Below are 15,586 nucleotides of genomic sequence, written 5' to 3'. Positions count from 1 at the left end.
GCGCGGCTTCGTCTATTCGGACGGCTGGGTGGACGATGCGCGCCTGGTGGTGCTGAATGCGCTCGACGCCCGCGCGCGCGGCGCCGAGGTGCTGACGCGCACGCGCTGCATCAGCGCGCAGCGCGGCACCGAGGGCTGGACCGCCGTCCTCGATGGCCCCGACGGTCAGCGCACCGTGCGGGCCCGCGCGGTGGTGAATGCCGCCGGGCCATGGGCCGAGGCCTTTCTGCGCGGCGTGGCGCGTCCGGTGCACGGCGAGGCGCTGGCGACCCGGCACCTGCGGCTGGTGAAGGGCAGCCACATCGTGGTGCCGCGGGTCTTCGGCCATGACCACGCCTACATCTTCCAGAACCCCGACAAGCGGATCATCTTCGCGATTCCCTACCAGGACGACTTCACGCTGATCGGCACCACCGACATCGAGCTGCAGGGCGACGACCCCGGCGCGGCGCGCATCGGCGCGGACGAGATCGACTACCTCTGCACCCAGGCCAGCCGCTATTTCGCCAAGCCCGTGCAGCCGTCGGACGTGGTCTGGACCTACTCCGGCGTGCGCCCGCTGCTCGACGACGCGTCGGGCGACCCCTCCGCCGTGACGCGCGACTACCTGCTCGAGTCGAACACCGCGGCGGCGCCGCTGCTGTCGGTCTGGGGCGGCAAGATCACCACCTTCCGCAAGCTGGCCGAGGATGCGGCCGACGAAGTGGGGCGCATGCTCGGCGAAACCCGGCCCGCGTGGACCGATGGCGCCTTCATGGCCGGCGGCGACCTGTCGGGCTGGATCGGCGCCACCACGCGCAGCTCGCGGCCCGACGACGATTTCGAGCGCTTCGTCGCGGCGGTGCAGGCACGGCACCCCTGGCTCGAGGCGGCGCTGGCGCGCCGGCTGGCACGGGCCTACGGCGCCCGGATCTCCGAAGTCGTCGGCGACGCCGCGTCGATGGCCGACTTCGGGCCGGCCGTCGCGCCCGGTCTGCACGAGCGCGAACTGCACTACCTGCACGACCAGGAATGGGCCTGCAGCGGCGAAGACGTGCTGTGGCGCCGGTCCAAGCTGGGCCTGCGCTTCACGCCGCAGCAGCGCGACCAGGTGAGCGCCTGGATGCACAGGCACGCACGTTCGAAGGAAGGAGTCCCATGCAGCTGACACTCGAGCGCATCACCAAGAAGCAGGGCCCGCAGACCTGGCTCTACCCGCAGAGCATCGCGCCGAAGAGCGGCGCGGTGACGGTGCTGCTGGGCGCCACGCAGGCCGGCAAGACCAGCCTGATGCGCCTGATGGCCGGCCTCGACGCGCCGACCGAAGGCCAGGTGCGGGTCGACGGTCAGGACGTGACCGGCGTGCCGGTGCGCGAGCGCAACGTGGCAATGGTCTACCAGCAGTTCATCAACTACCCCTCGCTCAAGGTGGCCGAGAACATCGGTTCGCCGCTCAGGCTGCGCGGCGAGAAGAACATCGATGCCCGGGTGCGCGAACTGGCCGACAAGCTGCACATCGGCATGTTCCTCGACCGCTATCCGGCCGAGCTCTCGGGCGGGCAGCAGCAGCGCGTGGCGCTGGCGCGCGCACTGGCCAAGAATGCTCCGCTGATGCTGCTCGACGAGCCGCTGGTCAACCTCGACTACAAGCTGCGCGAGGGCCTCAGGGAGGAACTCACCCAGCTCTTCGCGACCGGCGACTCGACCGTGGTCTACGCCACCACCGAGCCCGGCGAGGCCCTGCTGCTGGGCGGCTACACCGCGGTGATGGATGCCGGTGAACTGCTGCAGTACGGGCCGACCGCCGAGGTCTTCCATGCGCCGCAGTCGCTGCGGGTGGCGCGCGCCTTCAGCGATCCGCCGATGAACCTGATGCCCGGGCGGGTCGCCGCGGGTGGCGTGCAGCTGGAGGGCGGCCCGCTGCTGCCGCTGGCCCTGCCGGCCGACGTCGAGGGCGCGGTCACCGTTGGCCTGCGCGCCAGTGCGCTCAACGTCGGTGCGGGCGAGGGCGACATCGCGCTGCCCGGCAAGGTCGAGCTGGCCGAGATCTCGGGCTCCGACACCTTCGTCCACGTCGAGACGCTGGTGGGCGAACTGGTGGCGCAGCTCACCGGCGTGCACCGCTTCGAGCTCGGCACGGCGATCACGCTGTATTTCGACGCGTCGCAGGCCTATGTGTTCGATGCCGGCGAACGGCTCGCGCTCGCGCCGGCCTGGCGCAAGAGGGGGTGACATGGCCCGCATCGACCTCGACCTGGCGCACGCCTACCGCCCGAACCCGGCGCAGGAGAGCGACTACGCGCTGCTGCCCCTCAAGATGAGCTTCAGGGACGGCGGCGCCTACGCCTTGCTGGGCCCCTCGGGCTGCGGCAAGACCACGATGCTCAACATCATCTCGGGCCTGCTGGCGCCGTCGAAGGGCAGCGTCAAGTTCAATGGCCGCGACGTGACGCTGGAGACCCCACAGCAGCGCAACATCGCGCAGGTGTTCCAGTTCCCGGTGATCTACGACACCATGACCGTGGCGCAGAACCTCGCGTTCCCGCTGCGCAACCGCAACATGCCCGCCGAGCAGATCAGGAAGCGCGTCGGCGAGATCGCCGAGATGCTCGACATGAGCGGCCAGCTCAACCAGCGTGCGGCCGGCCTCGCAGCCGATGCCAAGCAGAAGATTTCACTCGGGCGCGGCCTGGTGCGCAGCGACGTCTCCGCGGTGCTGTTCGACGAGCCGCTGACCGTGATCGACCCGCACCTCAAGTGGCAGCTGCGGCGCAAGCTCAAGCAGATCCACCGCGAGCTCAAGCTGACGCTGATCTATGTCACGCACGACCAGGTGGAGGCGCTGACCTTCGCCGAGGAGGTGGTGGTGATGACGCGCGGCAAGGCGGTGCAGATCGGCAGCGCCGAGGCGCTTTTCGAACGGCCGGCCCATACCTTCGTGGGCCATTTCATCGGCTCGCCGGGAATGAACTTCCTGCCGGTTCGGAGTGCCGGCGGAACGCTCGAGATCGCGGGCACCCGGCTGGCGGCCGCCCGCGAACTGCCCGAGGGCGCACTCAAGCTCGGCATCCGGCCCGAGTACGTGGCGCTGGTCGAGCCGGGCGCGCCGGGCGCCGTGCCCGCCACCGTGGCGCAGCTGCAGGACGTCGGCACCCACCTGATGCTGAGCGCCAAGCTCGGCGACAGCGTGGTGAAGGCGCGACTGGCGTCGGACGCGGTGGTTCCCGCGCCCGGCGCCACGGTCTGGCTTCGGGTGCTCGGCCGCAAGAGCTGCTTCTACCGCGACGAGGTGCTTGTATGAGCGCAGCGCCGGGCCGCCCCAAGCAAGCTCGCACCGCAATGCGAAGCATGGAGGTGCTCCAATGAACGGAAACAACAAGCCGCTGAACCAGAAGGCCTGGTGGCTGGTGCTGCCGGTGCTGCTGTGCGTGGCCTTCTCGGCCATCGTGCCGCTGATGACCGTGGTCAACTACTCGGTGCAGGACATCATCTCGCCCGAACGGCGCGTCTTCGTCGGCACCGAGTGGTTCGCCGCCGTGATGCGCGATGACGAGCTGCATGCGGCGCTGTGGCGCCAGCTCGGCTTCTCGATCGCGGTGCTGGTGGTCGAGATCCCGCTGGGCATCTGCCTCGCGCTGGCGATGCCGTCCACCGGATGGAAGTCTTCCGCGGTGCTGGTGGTGGTGGCGCTGTCGCTGCTGATCCCATGGAACGTGGTCGGCACCATCTGGCAGATCTTCGGCCGCGCCGACATCGGGCTGTTCGGCTACACGCTGCAGAAGCTGGGCATCGAGTACAGCTACACCGGCAACGCGCGCGACGCCTGGCTCACGGTGCTGCTGATGGACGTCTGGCACTGGACGCCGCTGGTGGCGCTGCTGTGCTTCGCCGGCCTGCGATCGATCCCCGACGCCTACTACCAGGCGGCGCGCATCGACGGCGCCAGCAAGTTCGCGGTGTTCCGCTACATCCAGCTGCCCAAGATGCGCGGCGTGCTGGTGATCGCGGTGCTGCTGCGCTTCATGGACAGCTTCATGATCTACACCGAGCCCTTCGTGCTGACCGGCGGCGGACCCGGCAACGCGACCACCTTCCTGAGCCAGTACCTGACGCAGAAGGCGGTGGGGCAGTTCGACCTGGGTCCGGCGGCGGCCTTCTCGCTGATCTATTTCCTGATCATCCTGCTGCTGTGCTTCGTGCTCTACAACTGGATGCTGCGCGTCGGCACGCTCGACGTGGAGGAGGAGAAATGAACGAACGGCGCTTTCGCAAGCGCAGCATCTTCCTCGTGCTGTATCTCTTGTTCGCGCTGCTGCCCATCTACTGGATGGTCAACATGAGCTTCAAGACCAACGAGGAGATCCTGTCGAGCTTCTCGTTCTTCCCGCAGAGCTTCACCTGGGAGAACTACCGGCGCATCTTCACCGACGAGTCCTGGTACTCGGGCTACATCAACAGCCTGATCTACGTCGGCATCAACACCGTGATCTCGCTCACGGTGGCGCTGCCGGCGGCCTATGCCTTCTCGCGCTACACCTTCCTCGGCGACAAGCATGTGTTCTTCTGGCTCTTGACCAACCGCATGACGCCGCCGGCGGTCTTCCTGCTGCCTTTCTTCCAGCTCTATTCGACCGTCGGCCTGATGGACACGCACCTGGGCGTGGCGCTGGCGCACCTGCTGTTCAACGTGCCGCTGGCGGTCTGGATCCTCGAAGGCTTCATGAGCGGCATCCCGCGCGAGATCGACGAGACCGCCTACATCGACGGCTATTCGTTCCCGCGCTTCTTCCTCACCATCTTCCTGCCGCTGATCAAGGCCGGGGTCGGCGTCGCGGCCTTCTTCTGCTTCATGTTCAGTTGGGTCGAGCTGCTGCTGGCGCGCACCCTGACCAGCGTGAACGCCAAGCCGATCGTGGCGACGATGACCCGCACCGTGAGCGCGTCGGGCATGGACTGGGCGACGCTGGCGGCCGCCGGCGTGCTGACCATCGTGCCGGGCGCGATCGTGATCTGGTTCGTGCGGCACTACATCGCCAAGGGCTTCGCCATGGGGAGGGTCTGATCATGTTCGACTGGATGGTATGGACCACGCCCGTGGCCATTTTCTTCACCTGCATCGCGCTGATGCTGGCCGGCATGACCGTGTGGGAGCTCAAGTCGCCCACCACCCTGCGCCGCGGCTGGCTGCCGCTGGAGACCACGCGCGGCGACCGGCTCTTCATCGGCCTCCTGATCGCGGCCTACATCAACCTGATCTTCATCGGCTTGGCGGGCAGGTTCCAGGAATGGCTGGGTCTCGAGGCCGAGCCCTCGATCTGGATCAGCTTCGTGCTGTCCATGGGCGTGCTGGCCCTGGTCATGCGAAAGGGCTGAGCCTTCCCACCTTCACTTTTTCACCGGACCGGCTCTTCCGCTTTCCCGGAGCCGGATCTGCAAGAACCGGGAAGCGCATCGAGGAGACAACCATGAAGTTTCGCACCACAGCAATGGCACTGGCCGCAGCGACTCTCGCCTTGCAGAGCGCCTGGGCCGGGGAAGCGGAGGCCAAGAAATGGATCGACAGCGAGTTCCAGCCGTCGAGCCTCAACAAGGAGCAGCAGGCCGCCGAGATGAAATGGTTCATCGACGCCGCCAAGAAGCTGCAGGACAAGGGTGTGAAGGAGGTCGCGGTGGTGTCGGAGACCATCACCACCCACGAGTACGAATCGAAGACGCTGGCCAAGGCCTTCGAGGAGATCACCGGCATCAAGGTCAAGCACGACCTGATCCAGGAAGGCGACGTGGTCGAGAAGCTGCAGACCTCGATGCAGTCGGGCAAGTCGATCTACGACGGCTGGATCTCCGACTCCGACCTGATCGGCACCCACTACCGCTACGGCAAGATCCTGTCTTTGAGCGAGTACATGGCGGGCGCCGGCAAGGAGTGGACCAACCCCGGCATCGACGTGAAGGACTTCATCGGCACCAGCTTCACGACCGCGCCCGACGGCCAGCTCTACCAGCTGCCGGACCAGCAGTTCGCCAACCTGTACTGGTTCCGCGCCGACCTGTTCGGGCGCAAGGACCTGCAGGACAAGTTCAAGGCCAAGTACGGCTACGACCTCGGCGTGCCGCTCAACTGGAGCGCCTACGAGGACATCGCCGAGTTCTTCACGGTCGACGTCAAGACCATCGACGGCAAGCCGATCTACGGCCACATGGACTACGGCAAGAAGGACCCGTCGCTGGGCTGGCGCTTCACCGATGCCTGGCTGTCGATGGCCGGCACGGCGGACAAGGGCATCCCGAACGGCATGCCGGTCGACGAGTGGGGCATCAAGGTCGCGGCCGACAAGTGCACGCCGGTCGGCGCCAGCGTGGCGCGCGGCGGGGCGACCAACTCGCCGGCCGCGGTCTATGCGCTCACCAAGTACATCGACTGGATGAAGAAGTACGCGCCCAAGGAAGCCACGGGCATGACCTTCGGCGAAGCCGGGCCGGTGCCGGCGCAGGGGCAAATCGCGCAGCAGATCTTCTGGTACACGGCCTTCACCGCCGACATGACCAAGGCCGGCCTGCCGGTGGTCAACGCCGACGGCTCGCCGAAGTGGCGCATGGCGCCCGGCCCGAACGGTCCGTACTGGAAGCAGGGCATGCAGAACGGCTACCAGGACGTCGGCTCGTGGACCTTCTTCAAGGCCCATGACGCCAACAAGACGGCGGCCGCCTGGCTGTACGCGCAGTTCGTGACCTCCAAGACGGTCTCGGCCAAGAAGAGCGTCGTGGGCCTGACCTTCATCCGCGAGAGCGACATCCGCCACGAGTACTTCACGCAGAACGCCAACAAGTACGGCGGTCTGATCGAGTTCTACCGCAGCCCGGCGCGCGTGGCCTGGACGCCGACCGGCACCAACGTGCCCGACTACCCGAAGCTGGCGCAGCTCTGGTGGAAGAACGTGGCCGAGGCCGTGACCGGCGAGAAGACGCCGCAGAAGGCGATGGACAACCTGGCCGAGGAGATGGACAACGTGATGGGCCGCCTGGAGCGCGCAGGCATGGCCAAGTGCGCGCCCAAGCTGGCGCCGAAGGGCGACCCGGCCAAGATGCTGAGCGACGAGCACGCGCCGTGGAAGAAGCTGGCGAACGAGAAGCCGAAGGGCGAGACCATCGACTACAACAAGCTGCTCACCGCATGGAAGGAAGGCAAAGTCAGGTAGCTCGCCCCCAGGTTGCCCGCACTTCGTGTCGGGCGCCCACCCCCTACCGGGGGCAACACCAGCGGCCCGGCGAAGCCGGTTCCGCGGTGTTTCACCAACGGGCCTGGCTGCGCCCGGCCGGACTCAGGGGTCGACGGCCCGCTGGAGGTTGAGGTGCGCGGTGGTTTCGAGCCGGGCTCGCATCGGCGCCGTGAGATAGAGCGGGTCGCGGGCCAGGAAGCGGTTCAGGATCTCGCGTCGCTTCGGCTCGAAGACCTCGGGCGCGATGTGTGCGTATTCCGCGCGGATCTGCCGCTCGTACTCGGCGAAGCGCTCGGGCGGGGCGCCGAGGATCGCGAGGTCGACGTCGACGAGAAGACGGGCGTCGTTGCCCTCCGGTGCGGCATCGTGGCGCGTGGCCATGACCAGCGCGTGCACGCGTTCGGCGGCTTCGGGCGCGATGCCCGCGCCGAGCAGCGCCTGCCGGGCCCAGTCGGCGCTGCGCGCCTCGTTGTCGTGCCGGTCCAGGTCATAGATCGCGTCATGGAACCAGAGCGCCAGCGCCACTTCGCCCGGGTGCTCGGTGTGGCCGCGTTCGCGCTCGAAGTGAAGCAGGCATTCCGCCAGGTGCTGGCGCGTGTGATAGGCCCGCTGCGGCTCGTCGTAGCGCGCCAGCAGCGCGTCGAACAACGCCGTGTCGGGGCTCTGGACGCCGACTTCGCGCCAGGCGCCGGCCCAGGACGCGCGCAGCGTCTGCGCCTCCATCACTGCTCCATGGCGGCCTGCACTTCGCGGCCGAGGTCGATCACCGACATCGCGTAGTAGCTGCTCCAGTTGTAGCGCGTGATGACATAGAAGTTCTGGGTGCCGGCCACGTAGCTCGGTGCGTCGTAGCCGTTCTGCAGTTCGACCAGGGCCAGCAGGCCGCGGTGCTTGAGCGCCTCGCCGTACAGCACCGCGCCGCCGGCGACGAAGGCATCGGCGCTGAAGGTCGGCACGATGTCGGGCCCCAGCAGCACCGCCTTCTTGAGGCGCGCCTCGTCGAAGCTCACCGGGAAGATCGCCGGCATGCCCGGCTGCCAGCCGAAGGCCTTGAAGTAGCTCGCCACCGAGCCGATCACGTCGGCCGTGTTCCTGACCAGGTCGATGCGGCCGTCGCCGTCGAAGTCGACCGCGTACTTCGCAATGCTGCTCGGCATGAACTGCGGCATGCCCATGGCGCCCGCGTAGCTGCCCACCGGGACCGTCGGATCCTCGGCGGTCCGGCTCTCGGTGCTCAGGAAGCTCTCGAGCTCGCCGCGGAAGAAGGCCTGGCGCTCGGCGGCGCGCGGATGGGCCTGCGGGAAGTCGAAGGCCAGCGTGGCGAGCGCGTCGATGACCCGGAAGTTGCCCATGTTGCGGCCGTAGATGGTCTCGACGCCCACGATGCCGACGATGATCTCGGGCGGCACGCCGTAGGTCGCCTGGGCCCGCGCCAGCGTTTCGGCGTTGTTGCGCCAGAAGCGCACGCCGGCGGCGATGCGCACCGGGTCGATGAAGCGGCTGCGGTAGATCTGCCAGTTCTTCGGCGTGCCGCTCGGCGCCGGCAGCATCAGGCGCGGGACGTTGGGCAGCTGCCGGGCGTTGCCGATGGTGGCCCGCGCCCAGGCAGGGTCGAGGTTGCGGCGGGCCGCCACCTCGTCGGCGAACTGCATCGCGTCCTCGCGCGTAGCGTAGGCAATGCCGCCTCGCACCGTGGCGCTGCGCTTGTCGGGCGCGCTCTGGGCCGAAGCGGGTGCTGCCGAGAGGAAGGTGGCCGACAGCAGCAGGGCGGCCGGCAGGGCGTGGGAAAAAAGGCGTCGCATCGTGCCGATTGTGCCGCTCGCGCGGAATCTGCCCTGAAACGACACCAGTGGTTTCAGCGCGGCCACGCGAGCCGGCGGAACTCGCTGCGCAGGGCCGGCAGCGCGTCGGCCGGCGCCTTCGCGTAGCGCTGCGCCTCGAGGCGCAGCAGCCATTGCTGCACCGGCTCCGCGCCGCTGCCGAAGCGGTCCGCGAGCCGGGCCGCCATCTGGCGCGGCGATGCGCCTTCGGGCACCTCGACGCCGGCTCGCGCGMGCCGCGCGCGGGCCCGGGCCAGCAGCCGCAGCCAGGGGTCGTGCTGGCTGCGCTCCCAGAGCGTCCAGCCGGCGCCCGCGAGGCTGGCGACCACGAGCAGGGCGAGCAGCACCAGGGCCAGGTCCTGCAGGCCGGGCGCGGTGAAGCCAAGGGTCTTGAGCAGGTCCAGCTGCCGGCTCTGCGTGTAGTTGAGCACCCACTGGTTCCAGCCGTTGTTGACCGCCTCCCAGGCGGCACGCAGGTTCTGCGACAAGGTCGGGTTCATGGCCCCGATCGCGCCGGCGATCAGGCCGGGCTGCGGCGACAGCCGGCGGAACTGGCCGACCCGGTCGGGTGAGATCGCGCCGGTGGGATCGACCCGCACCCAGCCCGGGCCTTCTTCCCAGACCTCGGCCCAGGCATGGGCATCGCTGTTGCGCACCACCCAGAAGTTGTCGACCCCGTTGATCTCGCCGCCCTGGTAGCCGGTGACGATGCGCGCCGGAATGTCGAGCGCGCGCATGAGCACCACGAAGGCCGAGGCGATGTGTTCGCAGAAGCCGGCCTTGCGATCGAACCAGAACTCGTCGGCGGTGTCGTCGCCGTAGAGGCCGGGCTCGAGGGTGTAGGCGTAGCCGCCGGTGCGCAGCCGTTGCAGCACGTTCTGCACCAGCGCCGGCGTGGCGGCGCCGGCCAGCGCCGGGTCGGCGCGCATCTGCGCCGCCAGCGCGACCGTGCGCGGGTTCGAGCCGGCCGGCAGCGCGACGTAGCCTTGCAGCGCCGCGGTGCGGCGCGTCGGGCCACTCTCGAACTGCGTGAAGCTCTCGGCCCGGTAGCGCACCAGGTCGCCGATCGGGCGGTTCGCGATCCACTGCAGCTCCGGCGTCGCGAACAACTCGTAGCCGGGCAGGTCGGGGCGCCTCGGCGCGGCGTCCAGCGTCAGCACCCAGGGCCGGTTGGCGGGTTCGAGCGTGACCTCGTAGCCGGTGGCCGGGCCCCGCACCCGCAGATTCTGCGGCACGAAGCTGCGCGAGAGGGGCGGCGGCGCGGTCCACTCGCGGCCGTCGAACTTCGTCAGCACCGGTCCGCGGAAGTAGAGGGTGGCGCGCGGCGGCACCAGGCCGCCGTCGAAGCGGATGCGCGCGGCGATGCCTTCGTCGAGCGCGAGCTCGGCCATGGCGCCCACGCGCATCGTGTTCGACAGCCCGGTGCGTCCGGTCATGGCGTCGTTCGGCGTGCCCCACAGCGGCGCCATGCGCGGAAACAGCATGAACAGCACCAGCATGATCGGCGCCCCCAGCAGCGCCATCCAGCCGGCCGTGCGGGCGGCCTGGGCGAGCGGCGGCTTGCCCACCGGCATGTGGGCGTTGACCAGCGCGGTCAGCAGGCCCAGCAGCGCCAGCAGCATTGCGAAGGCCGTCACCAGCGACTGCGAATAGAAGAAATTCGTGAGCATCGTGAAGAAGCCCAGGAAGAAGATCACGAAGGCGTCGCGCCGGGCGCGCAGCTCCAGCGTCTTGAGCGCCAGCAGGATCACCACCAGCGTGACGCCGGCGTCGCGGCCCAGCAGCGTGCGATGGGTCGCGTAGGTGGCGACCAGCGTCAGCGCGAGGAGGGCGATGCGCCAGCCTTTGCCCGGCAGCGGGCGGGCCTGGACCGCCAGCGTTCCGCGCCAGAGCAGCACGATGGCGGCGAGCGTGCTGCACCACCACGGAAGGTTGGAGATCTGGGGCAGCAGGATCAGGCCGATGACGGCCAGCAGAAAGAGCGTGTCCCTGGCGTCCCGCGGCAGGGCCTGGAGCCTCGCGTTCAGCATAGGGCCAGCACCTCGAGGCACTGCCGCTTGTGGGCTTCGCCTTGCGAAGGCGCCACCACGCGACCCGCGACGCGCAGGCCATAGTCCACGCCCAGCCGATCCGCCATCAGCACCCAGGCGCAGAGCCGCGACAGGCGCGCCTCCGTTTCGGGAAGGCCTGCCGCCTGGGCGTCGAGCCAGAGTTCCTGCCGCTGCGCCTGTTGCGTGTCGCGGCTCACCAGGTCCTCGGAGCCCGCGGCCTGCGCCTGGGCCGCGCGCTTCCACACCACCAGCTTCAGCGGATCCCCGCGCCTGTAGGCCCGCAGGCCGTCGTACTCGCCTGCCAGATGGGTGCGCAGCGCGGCCGACGCGGCCTGGCCGGCCGGCTCGCCCGCCGGAAGCGGCGGCGGATGGACCTCCGGTGCCGGATAGACCAGCACCTGCGAGGCCGGCCGCCACACGGTCCAGACGCGGAAGGTGCCGAGCGGAAACCGGGTTTCGGCGGTCAGCGTCGGCACCGGGTGCAGGCCGCGGCGCTCCGGCTTGAAGGCCACCTCGACCGTGGCGCTGCCTTCGGCCGGTACGTCGCACCAGGCCCACTGGCCGCTGCGGTGCACCGCGAGGCCGATGCCGTAGCGCGTGCTGCGTCGCGTGTTGTCGAGCACCACGCGGAACACCGCGGCGGCCCCGGCATAGCGCGGCTCGGGCGCCATCAGGTGCATCGCCAGGCCGCGCAGCGTGCCATGGCACACGTGCATCCCGACGGCCACGCTGCCCGCCAGCAGGAAGGTCAGCAGGTAGCCCAGGTTGAGCTGGTAGTTGATCGATGCGACCAGCAGCAGCAGCAGCGTGGCGGCCAGCATCCAGCCCGCCCGGGTCGGCACGATGTAGACGTTGCGCTGCGTCAGTTCGAGCGCGTCCGAGGGCGGCCGGCGCGCCAGGAACCAGCGGTCGATGCGCGCGCGCAGCGGCGCCCGGCGCCCGGCGAGCCAGCCGCGGGCCGGCGCCGGCGTCGTCACGGCAGCGGCACCGCCGCGATCATGGCGCGCACCTGCTCGACCGCGCCGCGGCCGGCGTCGCCGACCGGCGTGAGCCGGTGCGCGACGGTCTGCGGCAGCACGGCCTGGACATCGTCCGGCGCCACGTAGTCGCGGTTGGCCAGCAGCGCCTGCGCCTTGGCGGCGCGCAGCACGGCGATGCCGGCGCGCGGCGACAGGCCCTGCAGGAACCAGCGGCCCGAGCGGGTGGCGGCCATCAGGTCCTGCACGTAGTTCAGGAGCGGCTCGGAGCCGTGCACCTGCAGCACGCGCTGCTGCAGCGCCGTGAGCTCGCCGGCGGTCAGCAGCGCCGGCAGTCCGGCCAGCATCTCGCGCCGGTCGGCCCCCGCGAGCAGTTCGCGTTCGGCGGCCCGGTCGGGATAGCCGAGCGAGATGCGCATCAGGAAGCGGTCGAGCTGCGATTCGGGCAGCGCGAAAGTGCCGAGCTGGTCGTGCGGATTCTGGGTCGCGATGACGAAGAAGGGGGTCGGCAGCGGCCGGGTCTCGCCTTCGACCGTGACCTGCTTCTCCTCCATCGCCTCCAGCAGCGCGCTCTGGGTCTTGGGGCTGGCGCGGTTGATCTCGTCGGCCAGCAGCACCTGGGCAAAGATCGGTCCGGGGTGGAACACGAAGGCCTGCTGGCCGCGGTCGTAGATCGCGACGCCCGACAGGTCGCCCGGCATCAGGTCGGCCGTGAACTGCACGCGCGAGAACTGCAGCCCGAAGGTGTGCGACAGCGCGTGCGCCAGGGTCGTCTTTCCGACCCCCGGCACATCCTCGATCAGCAGGTGGCCGCCTGCCAGCAGGCAGGCCACGCAGTCGCGCACCTGCGCCTCCTTGCCCACGATCACCGTGTTAAGCTGACCGAGCAAACTGGCGAGCTTTGCGGCGACGTCCATTTTTGTATCCATATGCAAACAATACCGTAAGCCAGGCGGGCCCATGCCGCGTAAGGCTACGACGTGATTCGATCCATGGGTAAAACCGGCTACTTCACACACCGCGACTGCTGGAAGCACGACATGGGCCCGGGCCATCCGGAATGCCCGGCCAGGCTCGATGCGATCGAGGACCGGCTGCTCGTCACCGGCGTCGGCGACGCACTGGAGCGCATCGAGGTGCCGCTGGCCACCTTGCCGCAGATCACGCGTGCGCACAGCGTCGCCCACATGGAGCACCTCGAGGCGCTGAGCCAGCGCCTGATCGAGGACGCCCCGGCCGGCGGCCCGGACCATGCGCAGATCGACCCCGACACCACGCTCACTCGCTTCACCGTGCTGGCGGCCCGGCGTTCGGCCGGCGCCGCCATCGCGGCCACCGATGCGGTGATCGCGGGCGCGATCGACAACGCCTTCTGCGCCGTCCGCCCGCCCGGCCACCATGCCTGCCGCGACAAGGCCATGGGCTTCTGCTTCTTCAACAACGTCGCGATCGCGGTGCGCCACGCGATCGAGGAGCACGGCCTGGAGCGGGTGGCGGTGGTCGACTTCGACGTCCATCACGGCAACGGCACCGAGGACATCCTGAGCAACGACCCGCGGGTGCTGATGGTCGGCATCTTCCAGCATCCCTTCTACCCCTACAGCGGCACCGAGCACCCGGCGCCGAACATGCTCAACCTGCCGGTGCCGGCCTACACCAAGGGCATGGATGTGCGCGAGCTGATCGAGACCTGCTGGATGCCGCGCCTGGAGGAGTTCAAGCCGCAGATGATCTTCGTCAGCGCCGGTTTCGACGCCCACCGTGACGACGACCTGGGTCAGCTCAGGCTCAACGAGCACGACTTCGGCTGGATCACCAGCCGCGTGGTCGACGTCGCGCGCCGGCATTCGAAGGGCCGCATCGTCTCGATGCTCGAGGGCGGCTACAACCTCGATGCCCTGGCGCGCAGCGTCGAGGAGCACCTGCGCGTGCTCGCCGATCTCTAGGGCCTGTTGACAGGGGCCCTGGCCGTCGATGAATTTCACCGAGTTCACCCAGAAGCTTTCGCAGATCGAGGCCCGCAGCGTCTGGATCGAGGTCGCCATCCTGGTCGGTTGCGTGCTGCTGGCCTGGGCTGTCTGCCGCTGGTTCGGCCGCGACCAGCCCAAGGATTCGATCTGGTTCGGCCAGCGCACCATCGACGGCCTGCTGTGGCCGCTGCTGGCGTTGGTCTTCACCGACCTGGCGCGGCGCGCCACGCTGGTCTACCAGCCGGTGCTGGTGTTGCGCATCGCGGTGTCGGTGTTCGTGTCGCTGGTGGCGATCCGCTTCTTCGCACGCGTGCTGAGCGCCGTTTTTCCGACCTCCGCGATGGCGCGGCTGGTCGAGCGCACCATCTCGTGGCTGGCCTGGATCGGCGCCGTGCTCTGGATCGTCGGCCTGCTGCAGCCGGTGCTGGCCGAACTCGACGAGATCACCCTGGCCTTCGGCCGCCCGGGCGTCAGCCTGCGCACCATCCTGAACGGCATCTTTTCTGCCGGCCTGGTGCTGGTGATCGCCCTGTGGGTCTCGCAGACCATCGAGAAACGAATCCTGCGCGAGGCGGTGGCCGACCTGTCGATGCGCAAGGTGGCATCGAACGCGATCCGCGCCTTTCTTCTGCTGATCGGCCTGCTTTTCGCGCTGTCGGCGGTGGGGGTGGACCTGACCGCGCTGTCGGTGCTGGGCGGCGCGCTCGGGGTCGGCCTCGGCTTCGGCCTGCAGAAGCTGGCGGCCAACTACGTGAGCGGCTTCGTGATCCTGCTCGAGCGCTCGATCCGCATCGGCGACAACGTCCGCGTCGATGGCTTCGAGGGCCGCATCACCGACATCAAGACCCGCTACACGCTGGTGAGAGCGGGCAACGGCCGCGAGTCGATCGTGCCGAACGAGTCGCTGATCACGAGCCGGGTCGAGAACCTCTCGCTGGCCGATCTCAAGTTCAACATCACGACCGCCATCGTGGTCGGCTACGACAGCGACGTGGCGCGGGTGCAGGCGATTCTTTGCGGTGCGGCGGCCGAGCAGCCGCGCGTGTTGAAGGATCCGGCGCCGGTCGCCTTCCTGCTCAATTTCGCGCCGGACGGTCTCGAGTTCACGCTCAACTTCTGGGTCTCCGACCCGGACAAGGGCAGGGACAACCTGCGCTCGGCGATCAACGTTTCGATCCTCGACGGCCTGCGGGAGGCCGGCATCGCCATTCCGAGCCCGCAGCGCGTGGTGCGTGTCGAGTCGCTTCCGGCCGTCGCTTCTCCGGTCGCGGCGGCTCGCCTATAATCATAAAAAAGCACGACCGTTCTTTTTATTTGAGCCTGAAGCGTCCCTGATCGAAATGAACAGTCCTCGCGGAGGCCGGCGCCTAAAATCGCTGGTTGCCTGCAAGCCCCGATTTCGCAATTCAATGGAGTCAAACCAATGAAGATTCTTGTCCCCGTCAAGCGGGTCGTCGACTACAACGTCAAGGTGCGCGTGAAGAGCGACGGCACCGGTGTGGACATTGCCAACGTGAAGATGAGCATGAACCCCTTCGACGAGATCGCGGTCGAAGAGGCGGTGCGCCTGAA

14 protein-coding genes and 1 pseudogene are annotated in these 15,586 nt (G+C 68.8%); 10 read left to right on the top strand and 5 right to left on the bottom strand.

Annotated features, from left to right (window positions below; all coding sequences use genetic code 11):
* The 7 genes from glpD to AC1DYK_RS34240 form a co-directional block, all read left to right on the top strand.
* Positions 1 to 1,147, top strand: a 1,147-nt coding sequence (gene glpD, locus AC1DYK_RS34270) for a glycerol-3-phosphate dehydrogenase (RefSeq protein WP_478170357.1), incomplete at its 5' end; no start/stop codon positions are given.
* Positions 1,138 to 2,211 (top strand): ABC transporter ATP-binding protein, encoded by a 1,074-nt coding sequence (locus tag AC1DYK_RS34265; RefSeq protein ID WP_478170356.1) that lies wholly within the window; start codon positions 1,138 to 1,140, stop codon positions 2,209 to 2,211. The genes glpD and AC1DYK_RS34265, both read left to right, overlap by 10 nt.
* Before the next feature lies 1 nt (position 2,212).
* On the top strand, positions 2,213 to 3,280 hold the full coding sequence (locus AC1DYK_RS34260) for an ABC transporter ATP-binding protein (RefSeq protein ID WP_478170355.1): 1,068 nt from the start codon (positions 2,213 to 2,215) through the stop codon (positions 3,278 to 3,280).
* Positions 3,281 to 3,341: 61 nt separating this feature from the next.
* Positions 3,342 to 4,232 carry a carbohydrate ABC transporter permease gene (locus AC1DYK_RS34255; RefSeq protein ID WP_478089292.1) on the top strand — a complete coding sequence of 297 codons (891 nt, stop codon included), beginning with the start codon at positions 3,342 to 3,344 and terminating at the stop codon, positions 4,230 to 4,232.
* Positions 4,229 to 5,041 carry a carbohydrate ABC transporter permease gene (locus AC1DYK_RS34250; RefSeq protein WP_442287608.1) on the top strand — a complete coding sequence of 271 codons (813 nt, stop codon included), beginning with the start codon at positions 4,229 to 4,231 and terminating at the stop codon, positions 5,039 to 5,041. Before AC1DYK_RS34255 ends, AC1DYK_RS34250 begins: the two co-directional genes overlap by 4 nt.
* Positions 5,042 to 5,043: 2 nt before the next feature.
* Positions 5,044 to 5,352, top strand: a complete 309-nt coding sequence (locus tag AC1DYK_RS34245; RefSeq protein ID WP_478170354.1) for a DUF2160 domain-containing protein — start codon at positions 5,044 to 5,046, stop codon at positions 5,350 to 5,352.
* Between the two features lie 92 nt (positions 5,353 to 5,444).
* On the top strand, positions 5,445 to 7,175 hold the full coding sequence (locus AC1DYK_RS34240) for an ABC transporter substrate-binding protein (protein ID WP_478170353.1): 1,731 nt from the start codon (positions 5,445 to 5,447) through the stop codon (positions 7,173 to 7,175).
* A gap of 123 nt (positions 7,176 to 7,298) precedes the next feature.
* On the opposite strand, the gene AC1DYK_RS34235 is transcribed toward AC1DYK_RS34240, so the two are convergent.
* The 5 genes from AC1DYK_RS34235 to AC1DYK_RS34215 are packed head-to-tail and all read right to left on the bottom strand — an operon-like array spanning position 7,299 to position 12,961.
* Entirely contained in the window at positions 7,299 to 7,919 is a 621-nt protein-coding gene (locus AC1DYK_RS34235; RefSeq protein WP_478170352.1) for an HD domain-containing protein, read from the bottom strand.
* A complete protein-coding gene (mltB, locus tag AC1DYK_RS34230) occupies positions 7,919 to 8,998 on the bottom strand; it encodes a lytic murein transglycosylase B (protein WP_478170351.1) in 1,080 nt (359 codons plus the stop codon). Before mltB ends, AC1DYK_RS34235 begins: the two co-directional genes overlap by 1 nt.
* Before the next feature lie 53 nt (positions 8,999 to 9,051).
* Positions 9,052 to 11,046, bottom strand: coding sequence for a transglutaminase TgpA family protein (locus tag AC1DYK_RS34225; protein WP_478170350.1), 1,995 nt, complete (start codon positions 11,044 to 11,046; stop codon positions 9,052 to 9,054).
* Entirely contained in the window at positions 11,040 to 12,044 is a 1,005-nt protein-coding gene (locus tag AC1DYK_RS34220; RefSeq protein ID WP_478170349.1) for a DUF58 domain-containing protein, read from the bottom strand. The genes AC1DYK_RS34225 and AC1DYK_RS34220 overlap by 7 nt, the downstream gene beginning before the upstream one ends.
* Positions 12,041 to 12,961, bottom strand: a complete 921-nt coding sequence (locus AC1DYK_RS34215) for an AAA family ATPase (protein ID WP_478170348.1) — start codon at positions 12,959 to 12,961, stop codon at positions 12,041 to 12,043. Before AC1DYK_RS34215 ends, AC1DYK_RS34220 begins: the two co-directional genes overlap by 4 nt.
* Positions 12,962 to 13,036: 75 nt before the next feature.
* On the opposite strand from AC1DYK_RS34215, the gene AC1DYK_RS34210 reads away from it, so the two are divergent.
* The 3 genes and pseudogenes from AC1DYK_RS34210 to AC1DYK_RS34200 form a co-directional block, all read left to right on the top strand.
* The gene (locus tag AC1DYK_RS34210) at positions 13,037 to 13,990 is read left to right on the top strand and encodes a histone deacetylase family protein (protein ID WP_478170347.1); all 954 of its coding nucleotides are present in this window, start codon (positions 13,037 to 13,039) and stop codon (positions 13,988 to 13,990) included.
* Positions 13,991 to 14,018: 28 nt separating this feature from the next.
* Positions 14,019 to 15,299 (top strand): mechanosensitive ion channel family protein, encoded by a 1,281-nt coding sequence (locus AC1DYK_RS34205; protein ID WP_478170346.1) that lies wholly within the window; start codon positions 14,019 to 14,021, stop codon positions 15,297 to 15,299.
* Positions 15,300 to 15,437: 138 nt separating this feature from the next.
* Positions 15,438 to 15,586, top strand: a pseudogene (locus AC1DYK_RS34200) (electron transfer flavoprotein subunit beta/FixA family protein); the annotation flags it as partial.

Source organism: Variovorax sp. P2_H12, assembly GCF_056403395.1.
This window is presented reverse-complemented; position numbering and strand designations above follow the sequence as displayed.